Source organism: Peribacillus phoenicis (genome assembly GCF_047238085.1).
In the GTDB taxonomy this organism is placed as follows: Bacteria; Bacillota; Bacilli; order Bacillales; family DSM-1321; genus Peribacillus.
The window spans coordinates 2,238,540-2,259,527 of record NZ_JBDFMF010000001.1; the positions used below are offsets into that span (position 1 = coordinate 2,238,540).

At 40.5% G+C, this 20,988-nt stretch carries 18 protein-coding genes; 16 read left to right on the forward strand and 2 right to left on the reverse strand.

The window, feature by feature from the left end:
- Positions 1-475: 475 nt before the first annotated feature.
- The 10 genes from ABC374_RS11035 (at position 476) to ABC374_RS11080 (ending at position 12,858) form a co-directional block, all read left to right on the forward strand.
- Positions 476-2,542, forward strand: a complete 2,067-nt coding sequence (locus ABC374_RS11035; RefSeq protein WP_413017693.1) for a helix-turn-helix domain-containing protein — start codon at positions 476-478, stop codon at positions 2,540-2,542.
- Between the two features lie 308 nt (positions 2,543-2,850).
- Positions 2,851-5,034, forward strand: a complete 2,184-nt coding sequence (locus ABC374_RS11040; protein WP_413017695.1) for an acetate--CoA ligase family protein — start codon at positions 2,851-2,853, stop codon at positions 5,032-5,034.
- 6 nt (positions 5,035-5,040) lie between these two features.
- Positions 5,041-5,499 (forward strand): MaoC family dehydratase N-terminal domain-containing protein, encoded by a 459-nt coding sequence (locus ABC374_RS11045; RefSeq protein ID WP_350302628.1) that lies wholly within the window; start codon positions 5,041-5,043, stop codon positions 5,497-5,499.
- Positions 5,500-5,560: 61 nt separating this feature from the next.
- Entirely contained in the window at positions 5,561-5,977 is a 417-nt protein-coding gene (locus tag ABC374_RS11050; protein WP_350302629.1) for a MaoC/PaaZ C-terminal domain-containing protein, read from the forward strand.
- 32 nt (positions 5,978-6,009) lie between these two features.
- Positions 6,010-7,173: a thiolase C-terminal domain-containing protein gene (locus tag ABC374_RS11055; RefSeq protein ID WP_350302630.1), complete on the forward strand. Its 1,164-nt coding sequence runs from the start codon at positions 6,010-6,012 to the stop codon at positions 7,171-7,173.
- Positions 7,174-7,184: 11 nt separating this feature from the next.
- On the forward strand, positions 7,185-7,601 hold the full coding sequence (locus tag ABC374_RS11060) for a Zn-ribbon domain-containing OB-fold protein (protein ID WP_413017698.1): 417 nt from the start codon (positions 7,185-7,187) through the stop codon (positions 7,599-7,601).
- A gap of 37 nt (positions 7,602-7,638) precedes the next feature.
- Positions 7,639-8,835: an acyl-CoA dehydrogenase family protein gene (locus ABC374_RS11065; RefSeq protein ID WP_413017700.1), complete on the forward strand. Its 1,197-nt coding sequence runs from the start codon at positions 7,639-7,641 to the stop codon at positions 8,833-8,835.
- A 21-nt stretch (positions 8,836-8,856) separates the two neighbouring features.
- The gene (locus ABC374_RS11070) at positions 8,857-9,993 is read left to right on the forward strand and encodes an acyl-CoA dehydrogenase family protein (RefSeq protein ID WP_413017702.1); all 1,137 of its coding nucleotides are present in this window, start codon (positions 8,857-8,859) and stop codon (positions 9,991-9,993) included.
- A 55-nt stretch (positions 9,994-10,048) separates the two neighbouring features.
- Positions 10,049-11,524 (forward strand): aldehyde dehydrogenase family protein, encoded by a 1,476-nt coding sequence (locus tag ABC374_RS11075; protein WP_413017704.1) that lies wholly within the window; start codon positions 10,049-10,051, stop codon positions 11,522-11,524.
- A gap of 56 nt (positions 11,525-11,580) precedes the next feature.
- The gene (locus tag ABC374_RS11080) at positions 11,581-12,858 is read left to right on the forward strand and encodes an MFS transporter (protein ID WP_413017706.1); all 1,278 of its coding nucleotides are present in this window, start codon (positions 11,581-11,583) and stop codon (positions 12,856-12,858) included.
- Positions 12,859-12,953: 95 nt separating this feature from the next.
- Here ABC374_RS11080 and ABC374_RS11085 read toward each other — a convergent pair whose 3' ends face one another.
- On the reverse strand, positions 12,954-13,481 hold the full coding sequence (locus tag ABC374_RS11085) for a hypothetical protein (protein ID WP_413017708.1): 528 nt from the start codon (positions 13,479-13,481) through the stop codon (positions 12,954-12,956).
- Positions 13,482-13,531: 50 nt separating this feature from the next.
- Positions 13,532-13,684, reverse strand: coding sequence for a hypothetical protein (locus tag ABC374_RS11090; RefSeq protein WP_413017710.1), 153 nt, complete (start codon positions 13,682-13,684; stop codon positions 13,532-13,534).
- Positions 13,685-13,849: 165 nt separating this feature from the next.
- Between ABC374_RS11090 and ABC374_RS11095 the strand changes: the two genes are divergently transcribed.
- From ABC374_RS11095 to ABC374_RS11120, 6 genes are all read left to right on the forward strand, one after another.
- The gene (locus tag ABC374_RS11095) at positions 13,850-14,734 is read left to right on the forward strand and encodes a hypothetical protein (RefSeq protein WP_413017712.1); all 885 of its coding nucleotides are present in this window, start codon (positions 13,850-13,852) and stop codon (positions 14,732-14,734) included.
- Positions 14,735-15,041: 307 nt separating this feature from the next.
- Complete coding sequence (locus tag ABC374_RS11100; RefSeq protein WP_413017714.1) at positions 15,042-16,661, forward strand: amidohydrolase; 1,620 nt, start codon at positions 15,042-15,044, stop codon at positions 16,659-16,661.
- Positions 16,662-16,766: 105 nt separating this feature from the next.
- Positions 16,767-17,999 (forward strand): Zn-dependent hydrolase, encoded by a 1,233-nt coding sequence (locus ABC374_RS11105; RefSeq protein WP_413017716.1) that lies wholly within the window; start codon positions 16,767-16,769, stop codon positions 17,997-17,999.
- Positions 18,000-18,135: 136 nt separating this feature from the next.
- The gene (locus ABC374_RS11110) at positions 18,136-18,336 is read left to right on the forward strand and encodes a DUF3311 domain-containing protein (protein ID WP_348964932.1); all 201 of its coding nucleotides are present in this window, start codon (positions 18,136-18,138) and stop codon (positions 18,334-18,336) included.
- The gene (locus ABC374_RS11115) at positions 18,333-19,817 is read left to right on the forward strand and encodes a sodium:solute symporter family protein (protein WP_413017719.1); all 1,485 of its coding nucleotides are present in this window, start codon (positions 18,333-18,335) and stop codon (positions 19,815-19,817) included. Before ABC374_RS11110 ends, ABC374_RS11115 begins: the two co-directional genes overlap by 4 nt.
- A 70-nt stretch (positions 19,818-19,887) precedes the next feature.
- Positions 19,888-20,754, forward strand: coding sequence for a carbon-nitrogen hydrolase family protein (locus ABC374_RS11120; protein ID WP_413017721.1), 867 nt, complete (start codon positions 19,888-19,890; stop codon positions 20,752-20,754).
- Positions 20,755-20,988: the final 234 nt, after the last annotated feature.

A 20,988-nucleotide genomic window follows, 5' to 3' on the forward strand; every position in this document is an offset into this window, starting at 1 on the left:
TTCCTCCTTCGATTTTTCTACCCTAGTATAAGGGTAAAAGGAGTGATGACTCAACTCGACATTTTTTTGAATATTTATACGATTGAGAAAAGGGTGAAAGTCCTGGGGTAAAATTCCTATTATTGATTTTTTATGAACATAATATATTACCTTAAGGGGTATTAGTGACAATGGATGAATCCTTGTAAAAACTGCAATTGTTGAGATTTTTAACCCAGGAATGGAAGTGATAGCGCTACCAATCAGAATCTTTCGCTAAGGATGATTCAGAAGATATTGAATATAATTTACTAGATACATTTATTCAGGAAATGGGGCAGTTACACCTATAATGCATGGAAGGATTTTTCATTTTTATATGGAATATATAAAAAAAAACTAAAAATATTTAGTTGCATTTAAAATATCATGACTTTTTTTCATCTAAAACACTGAGTACTTTGTATTTAGACGCAGTTTGAACTAGGAGGTATTCATGTTGAATAGCAATGAGAGACAGAGTGGAAAAATGGAATCGAACCAAAAAAATGAGAGCCTTAAGTATTTATCGTACCGCTGGTCAAGCAAAATTAATAATTTTTTGGTTCTTTGCATATATGAGCAAAACAATCAATATCATGATTTCAATAATAAATTCAAAACACACAAATTAAAAAATTCAAAGGGGTTTCTAACCTTTAAAGATGGATTGAACAATAAAAGTTTTGTTATTTGGGAACAAGCATATAAAGAGAATGAAGAGCTATTTGCCAAGCTGAGGTTAACGGCGAGAAACGAAACATTGTCACATATTGCCCAACATGTCGTATTCTATCTATTAAGTGAATATGAAAGGGTTTCTACAAAAAAACATGCTGTTTTAAAAGATAAACATTTAATGGAAGATTCAATTTACCAAATGGAAAAAAAATTAAAAAATGAAACTTTTTTGGCTGAGAGATCGGTTTGGGAGGAATTTTACAGCTGGTTTAGACTGCTAGTAAAAGAATGGGTCCTTGAAGAAATAGCCTTATCAATAGGTGTTAATGAAATGGAAAGACTTGATGATCAAGCATTAAATAAGTTATTTTACGATCATCTCACAAAACATTTTACTGAAAACACTGGATTTTTATCGAGAGTAACAGATATCGTTAATGAATATATTAAAGAGTGGATCGATAAAATCATGATTGAATTTAATATTGAAAACAATACCATCGAAAAGATAGAAAACCTGCTATGTTTTAAGAGGGATTTTCAAACATCAGATTTATTATTATCCACAATGAGAGATTTCGCTTTCAACTTTACCGTCCAAGATCATTTGCTTGTTATGAATAGTGCTCCATATCAGTCGGTTAGAGATGCAATTTATAAAAAAAATTTCGAAATCATTGGAAACATTCCTTGGCCTGCAACACCAATATTAAAGGGGAATACAGAAGGTTTCATACAAATAATCCCTTTTGGTAACGATCATAAAACCTATGGGCAGACGAATGTGAAAGAAGCTTGGAACCGAGTCCACTCTTTATCTGATGTGGATGTAGATGTTTTTGATGCTCTTTGCAGCCTTTTCCTGTCAAAGGCTGCTCATAATGAGGAAACAGTGGAAATTTATTTAAATGACCTCCTTTCAATTCGAGGATTAAAGCCAAAACTTGGTGGGTTTGGGCGTCGGGGTGGTTACGAGGCCAAACAGCGTGCTCAAATTTTGAATTCGCTTACAAATATACAAAGCATATGGATTAACATTAACAAAGCTACCATCTATGATAAAGGTAAGCCTGTTCAGACAAAGCTACAAGGGAGGACGTTTATCTTTAAAGATCGTAATGGCGTGGAATATGATATATCAGAAGAAGCATGCAGGAAAAAGATAACGTTCACGATCGATAAGGTTTTCGCCAAATATCTTAATGGTTCTGCAAGACAAGTTGCCTTACTTTCAATAAAAGCACTTCAATATAATCCATATAGGCAAATTCGGGAAAAACGGCTTACAAGATATTTAAGCTGGCGTTGGAGGACCCAAGCAAGAAAAGGAGACTTTTTACAACCGAATAAAACCAGTACCCTATTGGAATCGATCGGTGAAAAATTAAATGAACGAACACCATCGCGTACTAGGGAACGTTTCGAGAAAGCTTTGGATGTTCTACTAGATGACGGCGTAATTGCATCATGGCATTATGAAAAGTGGGATGAATCCATAGCCGATTATAAAGGATGGGCCAGTATTTGGCTGAATTCGATGATATTAATAGAACCGCCTGATATCATAAAAGAGCAATATCGCTCCATAGAAAAAAAACAAAGATCTCACACTGACAATCGTCTTGCAAAGCAAGACCCAGCTAACCTGAAGAACAGTAATCATATTGGTGAGCAAATAAGAATCACAAGAAAAAAACTTAGCCTCTCCTTATATCAATTAGCAGAAGAGCTGGAGATATCAGCCCCATATGTCAGTAACATTGAGAGAGGGATGAAAATTCCATCCTCTAAAATTCAAACGAAAATGAAGAAATGGCTGGAAAAACAGAAACATATTAATTGATCATGAACAAATTAACCCTATTCCTTTATCAGGAAGAGGGTTGTTTGTGTTGCCATATACATAAAAAGCAAAGGCGTTTATCTTGTTCCAATGTCGGGGCTATCAATGTAAGAAGTCGGGGTCATCCAGAACACATATTTTTCATACTATTCTTTTGACCCTGCTGTATAAGAGAATTTTCGTCTATTAAAAATAATTAACTGCCTAATGTTTTAAATGAATTTAACAAACTATGATTTTTCAGGATATTAACGCCCTCCATGTAAGATTAGTTCAAAGATATCTTTTTAATGTAGGAGGGAAGATTCATGATAGAAAACCAACATTTAAACAATTCCCATGAAACTCTTGAGCCGTTATTCAATCCAAGATCCATCGCAATCCTAGGTGCCTCCAAGAGTGAATACAAAATCGGGAATTTACAGGTCAAAGCTCTTTTGGAGGGTCATTTTAAGGGAGAGATTTACCCGATCAATCGCAATGCAAAAGAAATTGAAGGGATAAAGTGCTATGAATCATTGTCAGATGTTCCTTATGAAATTGATTTAGCCATTTTTTGCCTTGGGGCGGAGCAAGTGCAGCAAGGTTTAGAGGAATGTGCTCAAAAGAAAGTGAAGGCAGCCATCATTTTTGCTGCTGGTTTTTCGGAAACAGGAAAAGAAGGCATTAAGCAACAGGAATTGCTAACCGATATTGCAAGAAAGAATGGAATACGGATAGTGGGCCCCAACTGTGTTGGATTAGTGAATTTGTCGAATGGTTTGATTGGCACTTTTTCCCCTGCCATTCTATCTGTGCCCTTTAATGACCAAAGAGGGGTAGGATATGTCTCCCAAAGCGGTGCATTTGGTGTTTTGACCTATATGGCAGCAGCTCAGAATGGATTGAGCTTCAACTACTTCGTGAGTGTAGGAAATGAAATGGAAACTGAATTCTCGGATGTAATTGAATATATGATCCATGATTCAAAAACAAGTGTGTTAAGCGGCTACTTGGAAGGTGCAAAAAATCCGGATAAATTACGAAGCCTGGCAAAAGAGGCATTGGATAGAAATAAACCCATAATTGTAATGAAAACCGGGAGGAGTTTGGCCGGAAGCAGAGCTGCTGCTTCTCATACAGGATCACTTGCGGGATCGGATAAAGTATATGATGCCTTTTTTAAACAAGCTGGCATCGTAAGGGCCGACGATTATGAGGATATCATATCTTTTTCAAAGCTATTCCTATCAAAGAAGCTTCCAAATGGACGCAATACGGTAATCATCACTAGTTCTGGCGGGAGGGGGATAAATGAAGCGGATCGCTGTGAATCATACGGACTTACCATCAACCCACTCAGCATAAAGACAACAACAGAAATCAAACGTAATATACCTGCATATGCAAGCGCTTCCAACCCTGTGGATTTAACAGCGGCCGCCTCTGTTTCCAATCCTGAGTTATTCCTTGCGCCATTGCGGGCACTTGTGGAAGATCCGGATGTCGATAACATCATTTTTACGGAATTTCCTTTTAATTGGACTGCCGAGCACCCTTTGCTTCAAGAGTTTATTGAAATTTGCAGAAGCTCAGATAAATTTGTATTCATTACAACTTTTCCATTAGATGGCATGACACTCCCGCATGCTACCGCTGAGCTCGTGAAAAATGGCATACCAGTCATTCCGGGAAACCTTAATCCGATAAGAGGGTTGGCGAAACTAGTTGAATACAGTGAATTTTATCGAAAAAATCTTGAATCTCAAGTTTCTGATAGTACAAAGAAAATAGAGAAACAAAGCTTACAGGACATGCTGAACCCCGGTGCTACATTAAGTGAATCAGAAGCCAGTCTGGTTTTGGAACGATACGGGATTGCTGCCACGAAGCGTTTTATAGCTGAAAATGAAAACGATGCAGTACAATTCGCTAACAGTATCGGTTATCCGGTTGTGTTAAAGGTCGATTCGCCGGATATCCCACATAAGACGGAAGCGGATGCGATTCGATTGAATGTAAGGACTGAACTTGAGGTCAGGAAAGCTTTCACAAATATTAAGCGCAATGCACTAAATTATAAACCTGAGGCTACAATAAACGGCGTTTCCGTTCAGGAAATGTTACCTGATGGAGTGGAAATCATTGTTGGAGCAAGTGATGATCCCGTATTTGGACCGGTTATCATGTTTGGTCTTGGGGGAATATTTGTTGAGATTTACAAAGATATTTCGTTTAGAATTGCTCCGCTGTCAAGACAAGATGCACTTGAAATGATTGAAGAAATCAAGGGGAAGGACATTTTAACGGGAGCACGCGGGAAAGCACCAGTTGATATCGAAGCCATCATTGATGTGTTATTAAAGGTTTCCGCGCTAGTTACAGATTATAAAGATTCCATCGACGAATTGGATATTAATCCTTTGCTGGTATATGAAAACGGTATCAAGGCAGCTGATGCCATGATTGTTGTAAAAAATAATGTGAAAGATAATACCGTTATTAGGGGGTAGAGAGCAATGGAACTCGATCATTTGAATGGTTTAACTGGAGCTGAATTTATATTTGAAGTCGAAAAGAGGCATATCCGTCAATTTGCTGAGGCGATTGGTGATTTTAATCCCTTATATATGGATGAAGAATTTGCTGCGAAAACTTCATATGGTGGCATTATAGCACCGCCAACCTTCCCGATTGCCATTGGTCAGGATAGCGGCGAAAGCCTTGACTTGGGCCTGGAACAAAGGAGAATGCTGCATGGTGAACAGGAGTTTATTTATTCCCGCCCCATTAGACCAGGGGATAGGTTGTACTGTCAGATGAAAGTTGCAAATGTATACGAACGGGAAGGAAGAAAAGGAACGATGCAGTTCTTGGTACTTGATACAGAAATGAAAGATGAGTCAGGTGAAATGGTGGTCATAAGCCGAACAAATATCATTTATCGGCCCATCAAGAGTGATCATGCTCCTGTTTGAATTCATGGCATTAAAGTATCAATATCAAATTCTAGCAAACTGCAAACAGGAGGAATCAGGGATGTTGAAATATGAAAATTTACATGAAGGGCAAAGACTTGAATCTTTCATCAAGCCACCTGTAACCAAGGTTCAACTTGTTAAATATGCCGGTGCTTCAGGAGATTTCAATCCATTGCATACAGATGATGCATTTGCACAAGAAATTGGCATGAATGGTGTGATTGCTCATGGAATGCTGGTAATGGGGTTTCTTGGTGAATATGTAATGAAACTGGCTGGTGATCATGCTGTACCAGCAAACTTTAAAATGAGATTTGGTGCTGTAACCGTACCAGGAGATCGACTCACGTGTTCTGCTTTTGTGAAAAGTTTATATGAAGAAAGAGGTCAACGCTTTGTAAGGCTGGACCTTATTGCTGAAAAGGAACCAGAGCAAATTGTGGGTTCAGGTGAAGTCGTTTTACAGATTAAATAAAGTTATCAAGTTATCAAATAGGAGGGTTTATTATGGAAAGCATTAAAAATCGCTATGCCATTGTCGGTGTAGGGGAAAGTGAGCGTTCTAAGAATTCCGGTACAACCCCGTTACATTTGGCGTTGGACGCTGCTCGAGCTGCATTGAATGATGCTGGGCTTCAAGCGAAAGAAATTGATGGGTTCATGAGCTATTCGGAAAACGATTCTTGTACATCTCATCAATTAGCAACATATTTAGGGGTCCGTCCCAAATATGTTAAGGATATTTTGGGCGGGGGAAGCAGTACCGAAATGCTGATAGCTGACGCTGTTGGATTAATCGAATCAGGTCAATTGAATACGGTGTTGATTTATCGTTCCATGAATGGACGCTCAGGGGTAAGGATGGGTGGAGGCGGATGGGATGTGAATATGCTTCAAACAGCCATAGAAGGCGGAAGCTTCATCATTCCTTACGGTGCTGGCAGTCCTGCTCAGTGGTTCGGACTTTTTGCGACGCGACATATGCATGAAACCGGGCTGACAGAGGAACATCTAGGGCATGTCTGTTTAGCTTTTTACGAACATGCTCAAAGGAATCCTAAAGCTTACTTTTATGGTAAACCACTAACGATGGAGGAATATCTTAAAACGCCCTATTTAAGCTATCCATTTAAAAAACATGATTTCTGCCTGGAGTCCGATGAAGCAAATGCAATCATTGTCACTTCAGCAGAACGAGCTGAAGGATGCAAGTCCAGACCGGTATACATCATGGGTTTATCTGCTAGGCAGTGTGTGTCCCATGCACATTATTGGAATGATTTAACCGAAGTGGCTGCTGACTATGTCGCGCCTGAGGTATATAAAATGGCTGGAGTAAAACCTGAAGATATTGACGTTGCATCCATATATGACTGTTATAGCTGGGTTGTACTTCGGCAGCTGGAGGCTTATGGATTTGCTCCGCGTGGAGAGGTCGGTAACTTTGTAGCCGAAGGAAACTTGCGGATCGGTGGGAAATTACCTTCGAATACCGCAGGAGGAATGTTATCGGAAGGATATACACATGGAATGAATAACGTATTGGAAATCGTTCGTCAAGTTCGCCATGAATACAAAGGAACCGTTCGTCAAGTTGAAAATTGTGAAATTGGAATCTGTACTGGCTGGGCTGGACCTGATATGGCCGGTGCCATGATTTTAAGAAATTAGGAGGGGACAAAATGGGATACCAAAAACCTATTCCGCTAAAAACACAGGATAATAGTCCATATTGGGATGGCGCAGATCGTCATGAACTGATTCTTCAAAAATGCAATAGCTGTCATCAATATTCCCACCCTCCCGGTCCGAGCTGTGCAAAATGTGGCAGTTCTGAACTTAGCTGGGAAAGCCAAGGCAGCGATATTAACGGTAAAGTCTATTCATATATCGTTTCCTATCGACCCTTTTTACCTGGATTCCAGGATGATTTACCGCTCGTAATTGCCATAGTCGAATTAGAAATGTTGCCCCAGGTCAAGTTAATCGGAAATATTTTGCAATGTTCACCAGAGGATATTGAAGTGGGTATGCCAGTAAAGATGGTTTGGATGGAAATTGCGGATGAACGGTCACTGCCGCAATGGATTCAGTTATAGAAGTGTAATTTGCAAGCATTAAAGGAGGAAAGTATCTATGGATTTTTCGTTTACAACCAAGGAAGAAGAATTCCGTCTTGAATTGAGGGCGTGGCTTGAAGGAAATTTACCTGAAGGTTGGCTTGAAGGAATCAGTAATGTTTCAAAAGATGAAGGTGAGTATGCCGTTTTCCTCAGGAATTGGCAAAGGAAATTATATGAAGGTGGCTGGGCAGCGATTGCCTGGCCCAAAAAATACGGCGGACGAGAAGCGACGTTGATGGAGGAAATAGTTTATCAACAGGAAATGGTTAGAGTAAAGGCTCCGGCGCTTGTGAATTATGTAGGCATCCATATGGTTGGACCCACTCTAATGCAGATTGGAACGGACGAACAAAAAGCAAAATATATCCAAAAAATTCTCACAGGAGAGGAAGTATGGTGTCAAGGATATTCCGAACCGAATGCTGGATCTGATTTATCCGCCATTCAAACAAGTGCCGTAAAGGATGGAGATCGGTGGATCATTAATGGTCAGAAGGTTTGGACAAGCTTTGGACACTTAGCTGATCGATGCTTTTTACTGGCTCGGACGAATCGTTTTGATAAAAAGCATAAAGGGATAACGGTTTTCCTATTGGATATGAATCAGCCGGGGGTGGAAACAAGGCCCATCATTCAAATGGATGGTCAGCATGATTTTAATGAAGTCTATCTGAATGATGCGATTGCATACGATGCTGAAATAGTTGGGGAGGTAGATGAAGGCTGGAAAGTTACGATTGCATTGCTTATGCATGAAAGAACGGGAATCGGAGCGCAAGTTTTTACATTGGAGCAACAATTTAATGAACTTGTAGGGTTAGCTAAAGAATTGAAAGAAGATGATAAGCCATTGTTGGGCAATCCGCTTGTTCGTCATACAATGGTAGATTTATATACTCGCTCCCGGGGTTCACTTTTGAACTATTATCGTAATCTAACTAAGACATTAAAAAACGGTCATCCTGGTGCAGAAGGTTCAATGGATAAATTGATGGTAAGTGAACTTACCAAGGAGCTGTTGTCCCAATCTATTTCATTACAAGGACATAAGGGCGTTCTATGGAAAGAAGATGCAATCTCCTCCAACTCATATTGGCAGGATAATTATCTTTATTCTTTTGGACAAACAATTGGAGGTGGAACGAGCGAAATTCAAAAGAACACTATTGGGGAAAGAATTCTAGGTTTACCAAAAGATATGGGACGTTAAGATGAAACGGGGGGAATAAAGGTGGATTTTTCTTTAAATCAAGAACAAGAAATGTTTCGCGGATATGTCCGGAAATATTTAGATGGTGCCGGGCAAACAAAAACGGCCCGTGCATACATAGAGGGTGAAACTGGATCTCTAAGGGCCTTATTATCGGGGCTTGCCGAATTAGGATGTACAAGCATCAATATATCGGAAGACTACGGGGGAATGGGCTTGGGTCCCCTTGATTTAATACCTGTACTTGAAGAAACCGGCCGTTCTTTATTCCCGGGTTTATACTTAGAAACGAATGCACTAGCTGTGCCATTATTAGAGAAATTCGGTACGGAAGAACAAAAAGGTAGGTATTTAGCAGAAATTGCGGCCGGTACAAAAACATTCTCACTAGCTTGGTTAGAACCAGGTCGAAGTTACGGTCCTTCTGGGATTAACTTGGAGGCAAGATCCCTAAACGGTCAGTTGATATTAAGTGGAGTGAAAACAATGGTTCCCGATGCTGAGTTGGCTGATCATTATATAGTGTTAGTCCGCACAGGCAAAGGTAACCGAAATGAAGGGATTACATTACTTATCGTCGATCGAAATGAAACGAATTTGACGCTTGAAAGCCAGAAAAACATTGATGAAACCCGACAATTGTCAGCATTGGCTTTCAATGATGTTGAAATTCCCATAGGTCAGGTACTTGGGTCAATGCATCAAGGATGGGATGCCCTCCAAGAAGGATTACTCTCTTTCAATGCAGCTCTCTCCGCAGTAATTGTCGGGTGTATGGAGAAAGTGGTAGAAATGGCAGCAGAGTATGCGAAGATTCGTGAACAATTTGGTCAGCCCATAGGAAGATTCCAAGCGATTAAACATAGAATCGTCGATATGAAAATGGATCTCGAAACAGCTAGATCTTTAGCTTATTATGCTAACTGGGCTTTGGAAAGCGGGGCAGAAGATCGTGTTCAAGCCATTTCCTGCGCACGAATATTTGCCACGAAAGCATTCGTACGAATTTCGTCAGACAATATTCAGATTCATGGTGGAATTGGGTTTACAGAAGAAATTGATTGTCACCTTTTTGTTAAGCGTGCAAGGTTCTATGAGAATTATTTGGGAAATACTGAACAATATTACAAACAGGCCGCTACGGCATTAGGTTGGTAGAAAAGTAGAAAGGGTTACACTCATGTATTACTAATCCGAAGGGTGGAGATGAACGTTGGAAATTTCATATAAAGTGAAAGAGTACCAGAATATGATTAATGGCGATCTGGTTCCAGCTTCTTCCGGGAAGCGGATTGAGAGCCACGATCCGTCAACAGGCAGGGTTTGGGCAACCATTCCTTGCAGTATGGCCCAGGATGCCGAAGCGGCGGTAGAAGCAGCCCGAAGTGCTTTTGCCGATTGGTCCTCGAGGCCAGCTATGGATCGGGCAGCTTACCTGAGGAAAATAGGTGACTTAGTCATAAAGCATGGTAAAGAGCTAGCTGAGTTGGAATCAAGAGACAATGGTTGGGTGATCAGGGAAACGAGCCACGGCCTCATTCCCAGCTTAGCAAGCCTTTGGTATGATGCAGCAGGTGCAACAGCTATTGGAAGTAAGGGTGATACTGTCCAATTGGGACCTTCAAGTGTAGGTTATTCATTGAGGGAACCTTTAGGGGTAGTAGTAGGAATCCTTCCATGGAACTCACCGCTTTTCACTTTTACCATTAAAGCGGCTTATGCGATTGCAGCAGGAAATGCTGTCATTATCAAACCATCTGAATTGGCTTCTATCGCTTCACTACGATATGGAGACCTGATTAATGAAATCCTCCCGCCAGGAATCCTGAATGTCGTATCAGGAACTGGAGCGGAAGTGGGGGATACTCTAGTAAGCCATCCAGATGTGAACAAAATCAGCCTGACTGGTTCTGGAGGAACGGCAAGGGCGATAGCACAATCGACCGCACGAAACCCTAAGCCCATGATTTTGGAGCTTGGCGGGAAATCGCCAAACATAGTCTTTGCGGATGCAAACCTTGAAAAAGCAGCACAAGGAGTGACAAACTATGGGATATTTAGCGGCAACGCAGGCCAACTATGTGTAGGCGGATCGAGGATTCTAATTCAAAGGTCCATATTCGATGAAATGATCATTAGGATGAAAGATGTGATAGAACAACAAATTCAACTGGGTGATCCAATGAATCCAGCCACTTCAATGGGACCGATCGCTAACGCTGTTCAATATGAAAAAGTCCTCTCATATATAGAATTAGGCCAAAAGGAAGGAGGGGAAATCATCATCGGTGGCCGTCATGGAGGTGTTAGCCTATTACCTGATGAACCCAATTTAGCTGATGGCTATTGGGTTGAGCCAACACTGATCAAGGTCAATAGTAATTCTCTCCGTATCTGTCAAGAAGAAATCTTCGGTCCGGTAGCGACCGTTATCCCCTTTGATACGGAAGAGGAAGCCCTCACCATAGCTAATGACAGTGATTTTGGTTTAGGAGCTGGAATATGGACCTCGAATTTGGATCGGGCACACCGGATGGTCCGTAAACTGGAATCGGGTAATGTGTGGGTGAACTTGTTTCGCAGGGTGGGACCTGAACTCCCATTCGGAGGCCAAAAAAGCAGTGGATTTGGAACGGATACCATTCTTGAATATACCCGTGAAAAGACCGTTTATATGGAAATAGGATGAGTTCTTATGAGATTAGCAGGGAATTCACTGTAAATAGTGGACTGGGGGTTCTGTAAATGGCACAAGATTCTAAAGGCATTTTTTATGGATGGTATGTTGTGTTGTGTGGCTTTTTCATAATGTTCGCAGGTTTCTCGATAATAAATTCCCTGCATAGTTTGTTCATGGTCCCGGTTACTGAGGATTTAGGAATAAGCAGAACCACTTTTTCCATTGCACTTTCCATTGCTGGCCTTGGAGTGGCTGTTGCTTCTCCGATCATGGGTAAATTACTCGCTAAAGGGAATATGAAATTGATCATGTCAATTTGCGTAGTAATGGCCGGAGCAGGATTCATGTCATACTCGCTTGCCAACTCAGCTGTATATTTTAGTATCATAGGCTTTGTAATTGGCATCTGTGTTGCAGGCTTTTCCAATATTCCCATATCAATCATGTTAACCAATTGGTTTTATGAGAAAAAAGGAAAGGCCATGGGTTTGGCATTTGCGGGATCGGGAATTGGGGCAGCAGTACTCAGTCCGATCATTACAAATTTAATCTCAAATTATGGTTGGAGAACGGCCTACGTAATAGCAGGGATACTGATAATTGTCTTAACATTACCCTTGGTTCTTCTATTTGCAAAGAAAAGTCCCGCAGAAAAGGGCCTTGTTCCATTGGGCTCTGACAAAATGGAAATGGCCGAAACTAATGTGGAATCTGAACAGAATGGCTTAACGATGGGGGAAGCAAAGAAGACAGCGATGTTTTGGATTTTCGTACTTGGAATCGTTTGTTTTGCATTAGTCGCTGGCGGGGTGCAAATGCATATCCCGGCATACTTGATCGATATAGGGCATCCAGCCATTTTTGCTGGCACCATTTTTGGAATACTATCTTTGGCAAATACGGTTGGAAAATTGATTTTAGGAGCTGTTTTGGATAAGTACGGTACGGCAGGAGGCGCCATTTATGTAGGCGCTTGCATGACGATTGCTATGGCAGCGCTATTGTTAGCTAAGACACAGGCATTCGCATTCTTATTCGCCATCGCCTTTGGCTTTAGCATTGTGATATCCACTCTAGGGCCTCCCTTCATGACAAATGATATCTTTGGAAAGAAGGACTTCGGCTCCATCTTTGGCATAGTGCAAGTTTTTTTTGTGGCGGCAGGCTCATTGGGTGTGATCGTTTCGGGTGTAATCTATGATTTGACAGAAAGCTATCGTGCAGCTTGGATCTTCTTTCTTTGCTTATTCATCTTCAGCATGGTTTGTGTACTAGCGGCAAATGGCATGAAAAAAAAGACGATCAGAAGAATCAAAAATATTTCCGACCAAAAAATTGGATAGTTTGCCAGAGATAAAAAACAAATGGAAGGGGGTATTTTCCGTAAATAAAACCGGGTAAAGAGCGGCAGTCTAGATTGCTGCTCTTTACCTTATTGTTAAAATTTTTCATTCCATTCTTCATCTTCAAGTGGCACACCATTGGTACTAATATATTCTACAATCATATTTCCATGTTTAAGAACTCTATCTTTTTTTAGTGAATTGATAATTTCGGTAAAGCGGTCTTCATCTGCGTCCTGTTTCTTACGTGAAAGGGTAATCCGTATGGTTGGGGAAACATCGTAATCTTTATAGCTGGCTGGTTTATTCGGATCAATTTTCAATTCTTTCCCGACACCCTCATCAAACACCAAGAGTAATTGATTATTATCGCCTATTTCTTCTTGAATCTCCTCCCAATCTTCCTTCTCTGTAATATCTCCCAGTTCCTTTGATATCAACACGTCACCCAGTTCCTTTTCAACATAAGGCCTGATTTCTTTTTCTGCATCATCTTGCCATTTATCAGATAGGAATGTATCCTCCATTTCCCCTGTTTCATCATTAAAGAAAACTAGAAAATGAGTCCCATATTTTTCATGTTTCACTTTAGCTGCGTATTCAAAATAGCCCCAATTCCCCATGTTATCGTATAAGACATCATATATTTCGGTTTCTTCATCAAAAGTTTTCTCTAAATATCGTTCAGCTTATCCCGGACTTTCTTTTCTTCATCAGGATCTGCTTTCATACTCTGTGTGAATGAAAACATAAGGATCATCACACCGGCCAAGATGATTAAAAAAACACCTAGTAAAGTCAGTAAAACCTTTTTTGTTTTGCTCAAGTAACACCCTCCTGTTATCTCTGTTACATCTCAATAATTACCATATTATTCTAACATTTTTATCGCTTATTTTACTATGCGAAATCTAAATTACCTGACCTCCAAAATATCGGGATACTTTGTTACAATATATAAATGGTTAGTACCCTAAAGGGAGAGATCAACTTGGAAACCTATCAAAGAAAAATGAATCATAATCGGGATGAATACAGAAAGTTGCGATGGAAACAGCATCGTCTACAAGTTACAGGGTTATTCGATGCCGTTTTTTCGAAAAAAGCGTTCGTTGATAAAGTGGCTATCGTTGGTGCAGGCAATTGCGATGATTTGGATTTAGAATATTTGGCAACTAAATGCAACTCTATATATTTATTTGATATTGATATGGAAAGTATGGAAAAGGGTACGGCGAATTTGCCTGAATGGACCCGGGAGAAAATTCAACTTGTTGCAATCGATGTAACAGGCCTCGATAAAGTGGATTTTGATCACCACCTATCTTCCATGCTGAATCGTGGTGAAACGGCAAAGGGAATTATCCAATATTTAAAGGAAACCGAAAATCGGTTAGGTCAGCTTTCTGAAAGGGTTTTTGCTAATTATTATAATGATTTTGATATCATGGCAACTTCCGCCATTTATACGCAACTATTTTATAATTGGGCCAAGGAACTGCTTTCTGATCATGCAAACCTCTATCAGAAAAAAGACGCAGAAGAGCTGAAAAATGGAATTTTAGATCTAAGGGATGAAATCGTTCGTACAATGAATCACTCTATATCTAAATGTACCAAGCAGAATGGATTCTGTATTACATGGTCTGATATCTTAAAAATCGAACCTGAGTATATGGATACCATTAATGAAGGGCTGAATGCCATCTTTGCCTTGGCCTCGAACGTGGGATATGGGGCTGCATTGATAGGGATGAAAACGTTTATTGAAAAAGTGGATAAAAGCGAATTAAGCCTTCGCTACTGGACATGGGATTTTAATGCAAACAAACAGTATTTGACCATTGGTATTATCGGGAGATTGAATGGGTTGTAAATTGAAAAATGGAAGGATAGATAAGCATATCAGCAGCTATCTATCCTTTTTTTGATCGGTTATAGTCCCTTATCCTTTAGGCGTGATAAAAAGGGGGCTTGGCCAGGAAACCATAGGAAATAAGACATAATTATATAAAAGGTATAAAAAAACGATGAAATTTTTGACTATTTGTCTAATGATTTCACTAACTGGTGTGGATATAATGAATCTGTTAAAAACAGAATATTCCGATTAGTAGAAGTGGGGAAAGCAAAGGTAGAGGAAGGTGTAATGAGGGTGACCAATAAAGAAAGGGGTGTTTTGTTTGAAAGCAGATATTGTGTTCATAAACGGCGAGGTCATAACCGTAAATCAAAAAAGTGAAGTCGCAGAAGCCCTGGCAATTAAAGGTGATCGTATTTCGGCAGTCGGAACGAATCAGGAAATCAAGGTATTTATCGGAGAGGAAACAAATGTGATTGATTTGCAGGGAAAGTCATTACTTCCTGGGTTTATAGATTCTCATATTCATCTAATATTGTACGGTGTCAATCAATTGGCAGTAAGTTGTAAAGCTGAACATATCAGATCTGTAGAAGATTTGTTAATCGATCTGAAGGAGAAAGCTTTGACGATCCCTAAAGGTGAATGGATTCGTGCCTGGGGCTTCAATGAGACTGCTGTGAAAGAAAAACGTTATCCTACAATAGCAGAATTGGATGCTATTTCAACAGACCATCCCATTATCGTAACCCGTACATGCAGCCATATTAGTGTGGTGAATAGCAGGGCCTTAGAGATTGCCGGAATAGATGAGAACTCAGAGAATCCAACTGGAGGGATCATTGAAAAGGATAGGGAGGGGAGAATTACAGGCAAACTCATTGAAACGGCAAATATGATAATGGCCGATAGAGCAAGTTATTCTGAGAGTGAACTGTTGAAAGCAGTGAAAATAGCATCTGAGCATTTCATCGCAGCAGGAATAACAAGCATTCATGAAGCAGGTGCTCATGGTCCTGAAAGTTTCCGTTTAATGCAGCAGGCCATAAAAAATAAGGATATTCGTGTCCGTATCTATGCGATGGTCGGTTCATTGAATAATTCTCATGAATTTGTAAATAAAATGATGGATTCGGGAGTGATAACCGGAGCTGGGGACGAAAGATTCAAAATCGGACCAGCCAAATTGTTTACGGATGGCAGCAGTACCGGTCCGACAATTGCTACCCGTGAGCCCTATTCGAGTGATCCAGGTTATTCCGGAATTCTTTATTATAAAGAAGAGGAAATCTATCAAGTATTAGGTCAAGCACATAAAAAAGGCTATCAGATCACAGTCCATGCCCAAGGGGACAAAGCGATAGAGATGTATTTAAATTGCGTGGAAAAGGCTTTGAATGAATCGCCAAGAAAAGATCATAGACATAGGATCGAGCATGCCGGAATATCTTCTCCAGATTTACAAATGAGGATGAAAGAACTTGAAATCATCCCAATCCCCAACCCCCCATTTCCTTATGAATTCGGTGATATATATATTGAACATTACGGCAATAGGGTCAACCACATGTACGCCGCCCGTGATTTTATTGATAATGGGATCTTGGCCGCAGGCGGTTCCGATGCTCCGGTTACTGATCACGACCCTTTATTAGGCATACACGTTGCTGTTAATAGAACAAGCAGGTCAGGTACGAAAATAGGTACGGTTCAATCTATTAGCGTTTTGGAAGCCATTAAACTATACACATGGAATGGCGCGTTTGCGAGTTTCGATGAAGATGTCAAAGGCAGCCTGGAGGCTGGTAAGCTGGCCGATCTAGTAGTTTTGAATGATAGTATATTGAAAGTGGATTCCCAAAATATCAAGGATTTGAAAGTTGAATCAACGATTCTGAATGGGGAGATTCTTTATCATAGGGAAACATTGGTAGAAATATAATCTAGTGTAACTACTCTAAAACATCAAGAGCTTCACTTTCATTTTTTTGGCTTAAGCGAACGTAAGTGGGATTTAGCAAGTTATTAAAAAAGGGGGATATTCGCTATGAAAAAGCAAAAATTATTAATTAATGGTGAGAGGCTGAGTCGTACGCTAGAGAAATTTGCTGATTTTGGACGAACAGAAAACAACGGAGTCACACGGCTATCCCTTTCCGAAGAAGATCGATTAGTCCGTGATTACTTTTGCGCTTGCTGTAAAGAATTGGGTATAACCATTAAGGTTGATGATATGGGGAATATTTACGCTACTTTGGCGGGACTTGAAAATAAACCTCCTATTGTAATGGGATCACATATGGATACCGTAAAAAAGGGCGGTCGGTTTGATGGTATCTTGGGTGTAGCTGCAGGCTTGGAAGTCGTGCGGACTCTGGTGGAAAATAACATCCAACCTAAAATTCCGGTAATGATCGTCAATTTTACGAACGAAGAGGGAGCCAGGTTTGAACCTTCCATGATGTCGTCGGGAGTTCTTTCAGGTAAATTCGAAAAATCCATCATGCTGCAAAAGACGGATAGTGAAGGAACCACTTTCAAGAGTGCTTTGAATGCCATTGGATATGCAGGGGATAAAGAGTCTCGTTTAAAAGAAGCGACTGCATTTCTAGAGTTGCATATTGAACAAGGGCCCATTCTTGAACGTGAATCACTCACGATCGGGGTCGTTGAATGTGTCCTTGGTATGGTGTGCTATGAGATAGAAGTTACAGGCGAATCCGATCATGCAGGAACCACCCCAATGAATATGAGAAAAGATGCTTTCTTCACTGCGAATAGCTTGATTATGGAGGCTCGTCAGAAGCTAGGCATGCTTGATGACGATTTGGTTTTTACGATGGGAAGGGTAAATGTGTTTCCCAATATCCATACGGTGATCCCTAATAAAGTGGTTTTTTCGCTAGAAGCGAGACATAAGGATTCCAAAGTCATCGAAAAGGTGGAGGAAGTCATTAAAAGCCTTATAACTACAGGTTCAGAAGACGGCTGCGACATCCAAGCGAAAAAATTGTGGGACAGGGATACCGTTTGGTTCGACAAATCCATTTGCAATTTGATTGAACAATCGACCAATTATCTAGGCCTACCTTATAAAAGAATGGTAAGCGGTGCAGGACATGATGCACAGTTTATTGCTAGTTATATACCTACTGCCATGGTTTTCGTCCCAAGCATCAACGGTAAAAGCCATTGTGAAGAGGAACTTACTAGTTGGGAAGATTGTGAAAAAGGCGTCAATGTAATACTGGAAACGGTCCTTGCCATCCAGTCATCTTAAGACAAATATATGGTTGGTTGAAAGCAGGTAATGAAAGTAAACAAAGGGTGCTATCAAACCATCAGTTTAGTATGAAAGTCAGCTTGACTGATGGTGATGCATCCGTGTAAGGAACCTAAAAGGGGGAGGGTATAATTTGGATGCTATTAAGCTATTACTTTTTGTTCCATTTATAGGGTTTTTAGGTTTTTTGCCATACGCAAATAAAATAGAACCGTACATATTGGGGATGCCTTTTTTGTTATTTTGGGTTGCATTTTGGATGGTGATGGCATCGATTATCTTAATGATTGTCTATAAGTTCGATCCTGATAATAAAGGGAGCGATTCTGAATGAATATCTCATTACTCATCATTTCCATCTTCTTGGTTCTAGCACTTTATTTAGGGATAAAAGCAAGAAAAGGGAAGGATATGGATATGGAGCAATTCGCCGTAGGGGGCAGGGGCTTCGGTACATTCTTCATTTTTCTCTTAATAGCAGGTGAAATTTATACAACTTTTACATTCCTGGGCGGAAGTGGGTGGGCTTACTCGAAAGGTGCCGCTGCTTATTATGTTCCCGCCTATATTTTCTTAGCTTACGTCCTATCATATTGGCTCGTCCCTAAAATATGGAGATATTCAAAACGTCATTCCATTATCTCTCAGCCAGAGTATTTTGCGTCTAAATATAAAAGCAGGTCAATGGGAATGATCGTTGCTGTATTGGGAAGCTTAGCCCTCGTGCCGTACATAGTCATTCAGCTCAAAGGATTAGGTATCATTGTTTCCGAAGCATCTTACGGAGCCATTTCACCAGTTGCTGCAAGTGTGATCGGTGCTGTGGTTGTAACTACCTATGTGATGATTTCAGGCATTCATGGTTCGGCATGGACAGCCATACTGAAAGATTTCATGATTTTGGTGGTTGTTATCTTTTTAGGGATTTACATTCCAGTTCATTACTTCGGAGGCATACAGCCAATGTTCGAGACCGTGCAGGCTGCTAAACCGGAAATGTTGGTTTTAGGAGATCAGGGATTGAGTCAGTCCTGGTTTGTGTCCACCGTTTTGCTCAATGCCCTAGGATTTTATTTGCTGCCACAAACATTCATGGTCGTTTTATCGTCCAATGGGGAAAGGACCCTTCGCAAAAATGCGATTGCGTTACCGTTATACACATTGTTATTGCTTTTCGTTTTTTTCATTGGGTTTACAGCCATCATGGAAATCCCGGGTTTGCAAGGAGCTGATGGGGATCTCTCACTTTTAAGGCTGGCGATTCAAACATTCGATCCATGGGTGATAGGGGTTATCGGAGCTGCAGGTTTATTGACGGCGCTTGTACCGGCTTCAGTCATGCTAATGGCTGCATCGGTAGGTCTGACAAATAGCTTTTTTAAAGTTTTGGTCCCTGCTGCGACTGAAACACATCAATTGATTGTCTCAAGGATCATTATTATTGGTATCTCAATCATTGCTTTAATTGTAACTGTTACAGGCGGCGAGGCTTTAGCCATCTTGAATATCATGTCATACAGTTTAATTACGCAACTGGCACCTTCCTTGTTTTGCAGTTTGCCAAAAACCAATATAATCAATAAGTATGGTGCGATGGCAGGTATATTGGCAGGTGTCCTGATTGTTTTATATTCGACAATTGCAGATGTGAAGGTTGCTACATTCCTGCCAAATACCCCGCATGTAATTAATGATATCAGTACAGGCGTCATAGCTTTGTTGATTAATATACTAGTAACATTCATTGTAAGTGGACTGACTAAACATATCTCCATGCAACAGACCGAAATGAATGATCTGGATAAGATATCCTGATTTCTTTAAAACAAGGCTAATGGAAGTACTGACTGGAAGAACGGATAAAGCATGATTTGGGAGGACTTTTGTGAAAATTAAAATAACGGCTTGTCAATTTCGTGTAGAAAAGGTGTCAACTTTCAATGAATTTCAGGAACAAGTAGAAGACTTGATCAGCCAAGTTCCCGAAGACTCGGATTATATCATTTTTCCTGAACTGTTGACCATCGGGTTATCAGCGGCCTTGGGAGAACAGGATGCTTCGTCCGTTACCAGGATTGATGAATATACCAATCAATACAAAGATCTTTTCAAGTCACTTTCAAGAAAAAGAAAACAGGTCATCATTGCCGGCACGCATCTGGAACGACGCGGAAAAGAATACTTCAATATTGCATATATTTTTGATAAAGACGGATCAGTCGTAGAGCATAAAAAAACTCATATCTTTCCTGCTGAAGCGAATTGGCATACTTCTGAAGGTGATGAACTGAAAGTTTATTCGATCGGTCCGGTTAAGATAGGAATAGCGGTATGTTATGAAGCGGAGATACCTGAAATTTCAAGGATATTATCAGTGAACGGGGCGGATATCATTTTTTGCCCATCATACACATTTACAGAGGCTGGTTTTTGGCGAGTTCGCCATTGCGCTCATGCGCGTGCAATCGAGAATCAGGTATATTTTGTTCATTGCCCCACTGTTGGTGAACCAGGGTCACCCCTGCCGAACGGGTATGGGAGCGCCAGTATTCTTAGCCCCTGTGACAGCGCTTGGCCAGCAAATGGAATAATAGCCGAGGCGGTAATGAATGAACATACGATCATAACCGGTACAGTCGATATGGACGAGCTTTATGAGAATCGAAAAAGTGGTGCAGCAACCACTTTCAAGGATCGCAATCGCCGAAAAGAGTTGTATGCGAAATATAAGCCGTATGAAGGGCTAAAATGATCTGTTGGATCCCGAACCATAGTCCGAATAAAGTGCGAGTTGTCGAATAAATTCATGACGGCCGAATAATGTGCGGGGTAGGTCGAATTAATTCATGAACGGTCGAATAAAGTGCGGGGTAGGTCGAATAAATTCATGAACGGCCGAATAAAGTGCGGGGTAGGTCGAATTAATTCATGAACGGTCGAATAAAGTGCGGGGTAGGTCGAATAAATTCGTGAACGGCCGAATAAT

Bases quoted from the DNA above. Each gene is read 5' to 3' on its own strand.
- ABC374_RS11035 (WP_413017693.1), top strand. From the start codon at position 476: ATGTTGAATAGCAATGAGAGACAGAGTGGAAAAATGGAATCGAACCAA.
- ABC374_RS11040 (WP_413017695.1), top strand. From the start codon at position 2,851: ATGATAGAAAACCAACATTTAAACAATTCCCATGAAACTCTTGAGCCG.
- ABC374_RS11045 (WP_350302628.1), top strand. From the start codon at position 5,041: ATGGAACTCGATCATTTGAATGGTTTAACTGGAGCTGAATTTATATTT.
- ABC374_RS11050 (WP_350302629.1), top strand. From the start codon at position 5,561: ATGTTGAAATATGAAAATTTACATGAAGGGCAAAGACTTGAATCTTTC.
- ABC374_RS11055 (WP_350302630.1), top strand. From the start codon at position 6,010: ATGGAAAGCATTAAAAATCGCTATGCCATTGTCGGTGTAGGGGAAAGT.
- ABC374_RS11060 (WP_413017698.1), top strand. From the start codon at position 7,185: ATGGGATACCAAAAACCTATTCCGCTAAAAACACAGGATAATAGTCCA.
- ABC374_RS11065 (WP_413017700.1), top strand. From the start codon at position 7,639: ATGGATTTTTCGTTTACAACCAAGGAAGAAGAATTCCGTCTTGAATTG.
- ABC374_RS11080 (WP_413017706.1), top strand. From the start codon at position 11,581: ATGGCACAAGATTCTAAAGGCATTTTTTATGGATGGTATGTTGTGTTG.
- ABC374_RS11085 (WP_413017708.1), bottom strand. From the start codon at position 13,481: ATGGGGAATTGGGGCTATTTTGAATACGCAGCTAAAGTGAAACATGAA.
- ABC374_RS11105 (WP_413017716.1), top strand. From the start codon at position 16,767: ATGAAAAAGCAAAAATTATTAATTAATGGTGAGAGGCTGAGTCGTACG.
- ABC374_RS11115 (WP_413017719.1), top strand. From the start codon at position 18,333: ATGAATATCTCATTACTCATCATTTCCATCTTCTTGGTTCTAGCACTT.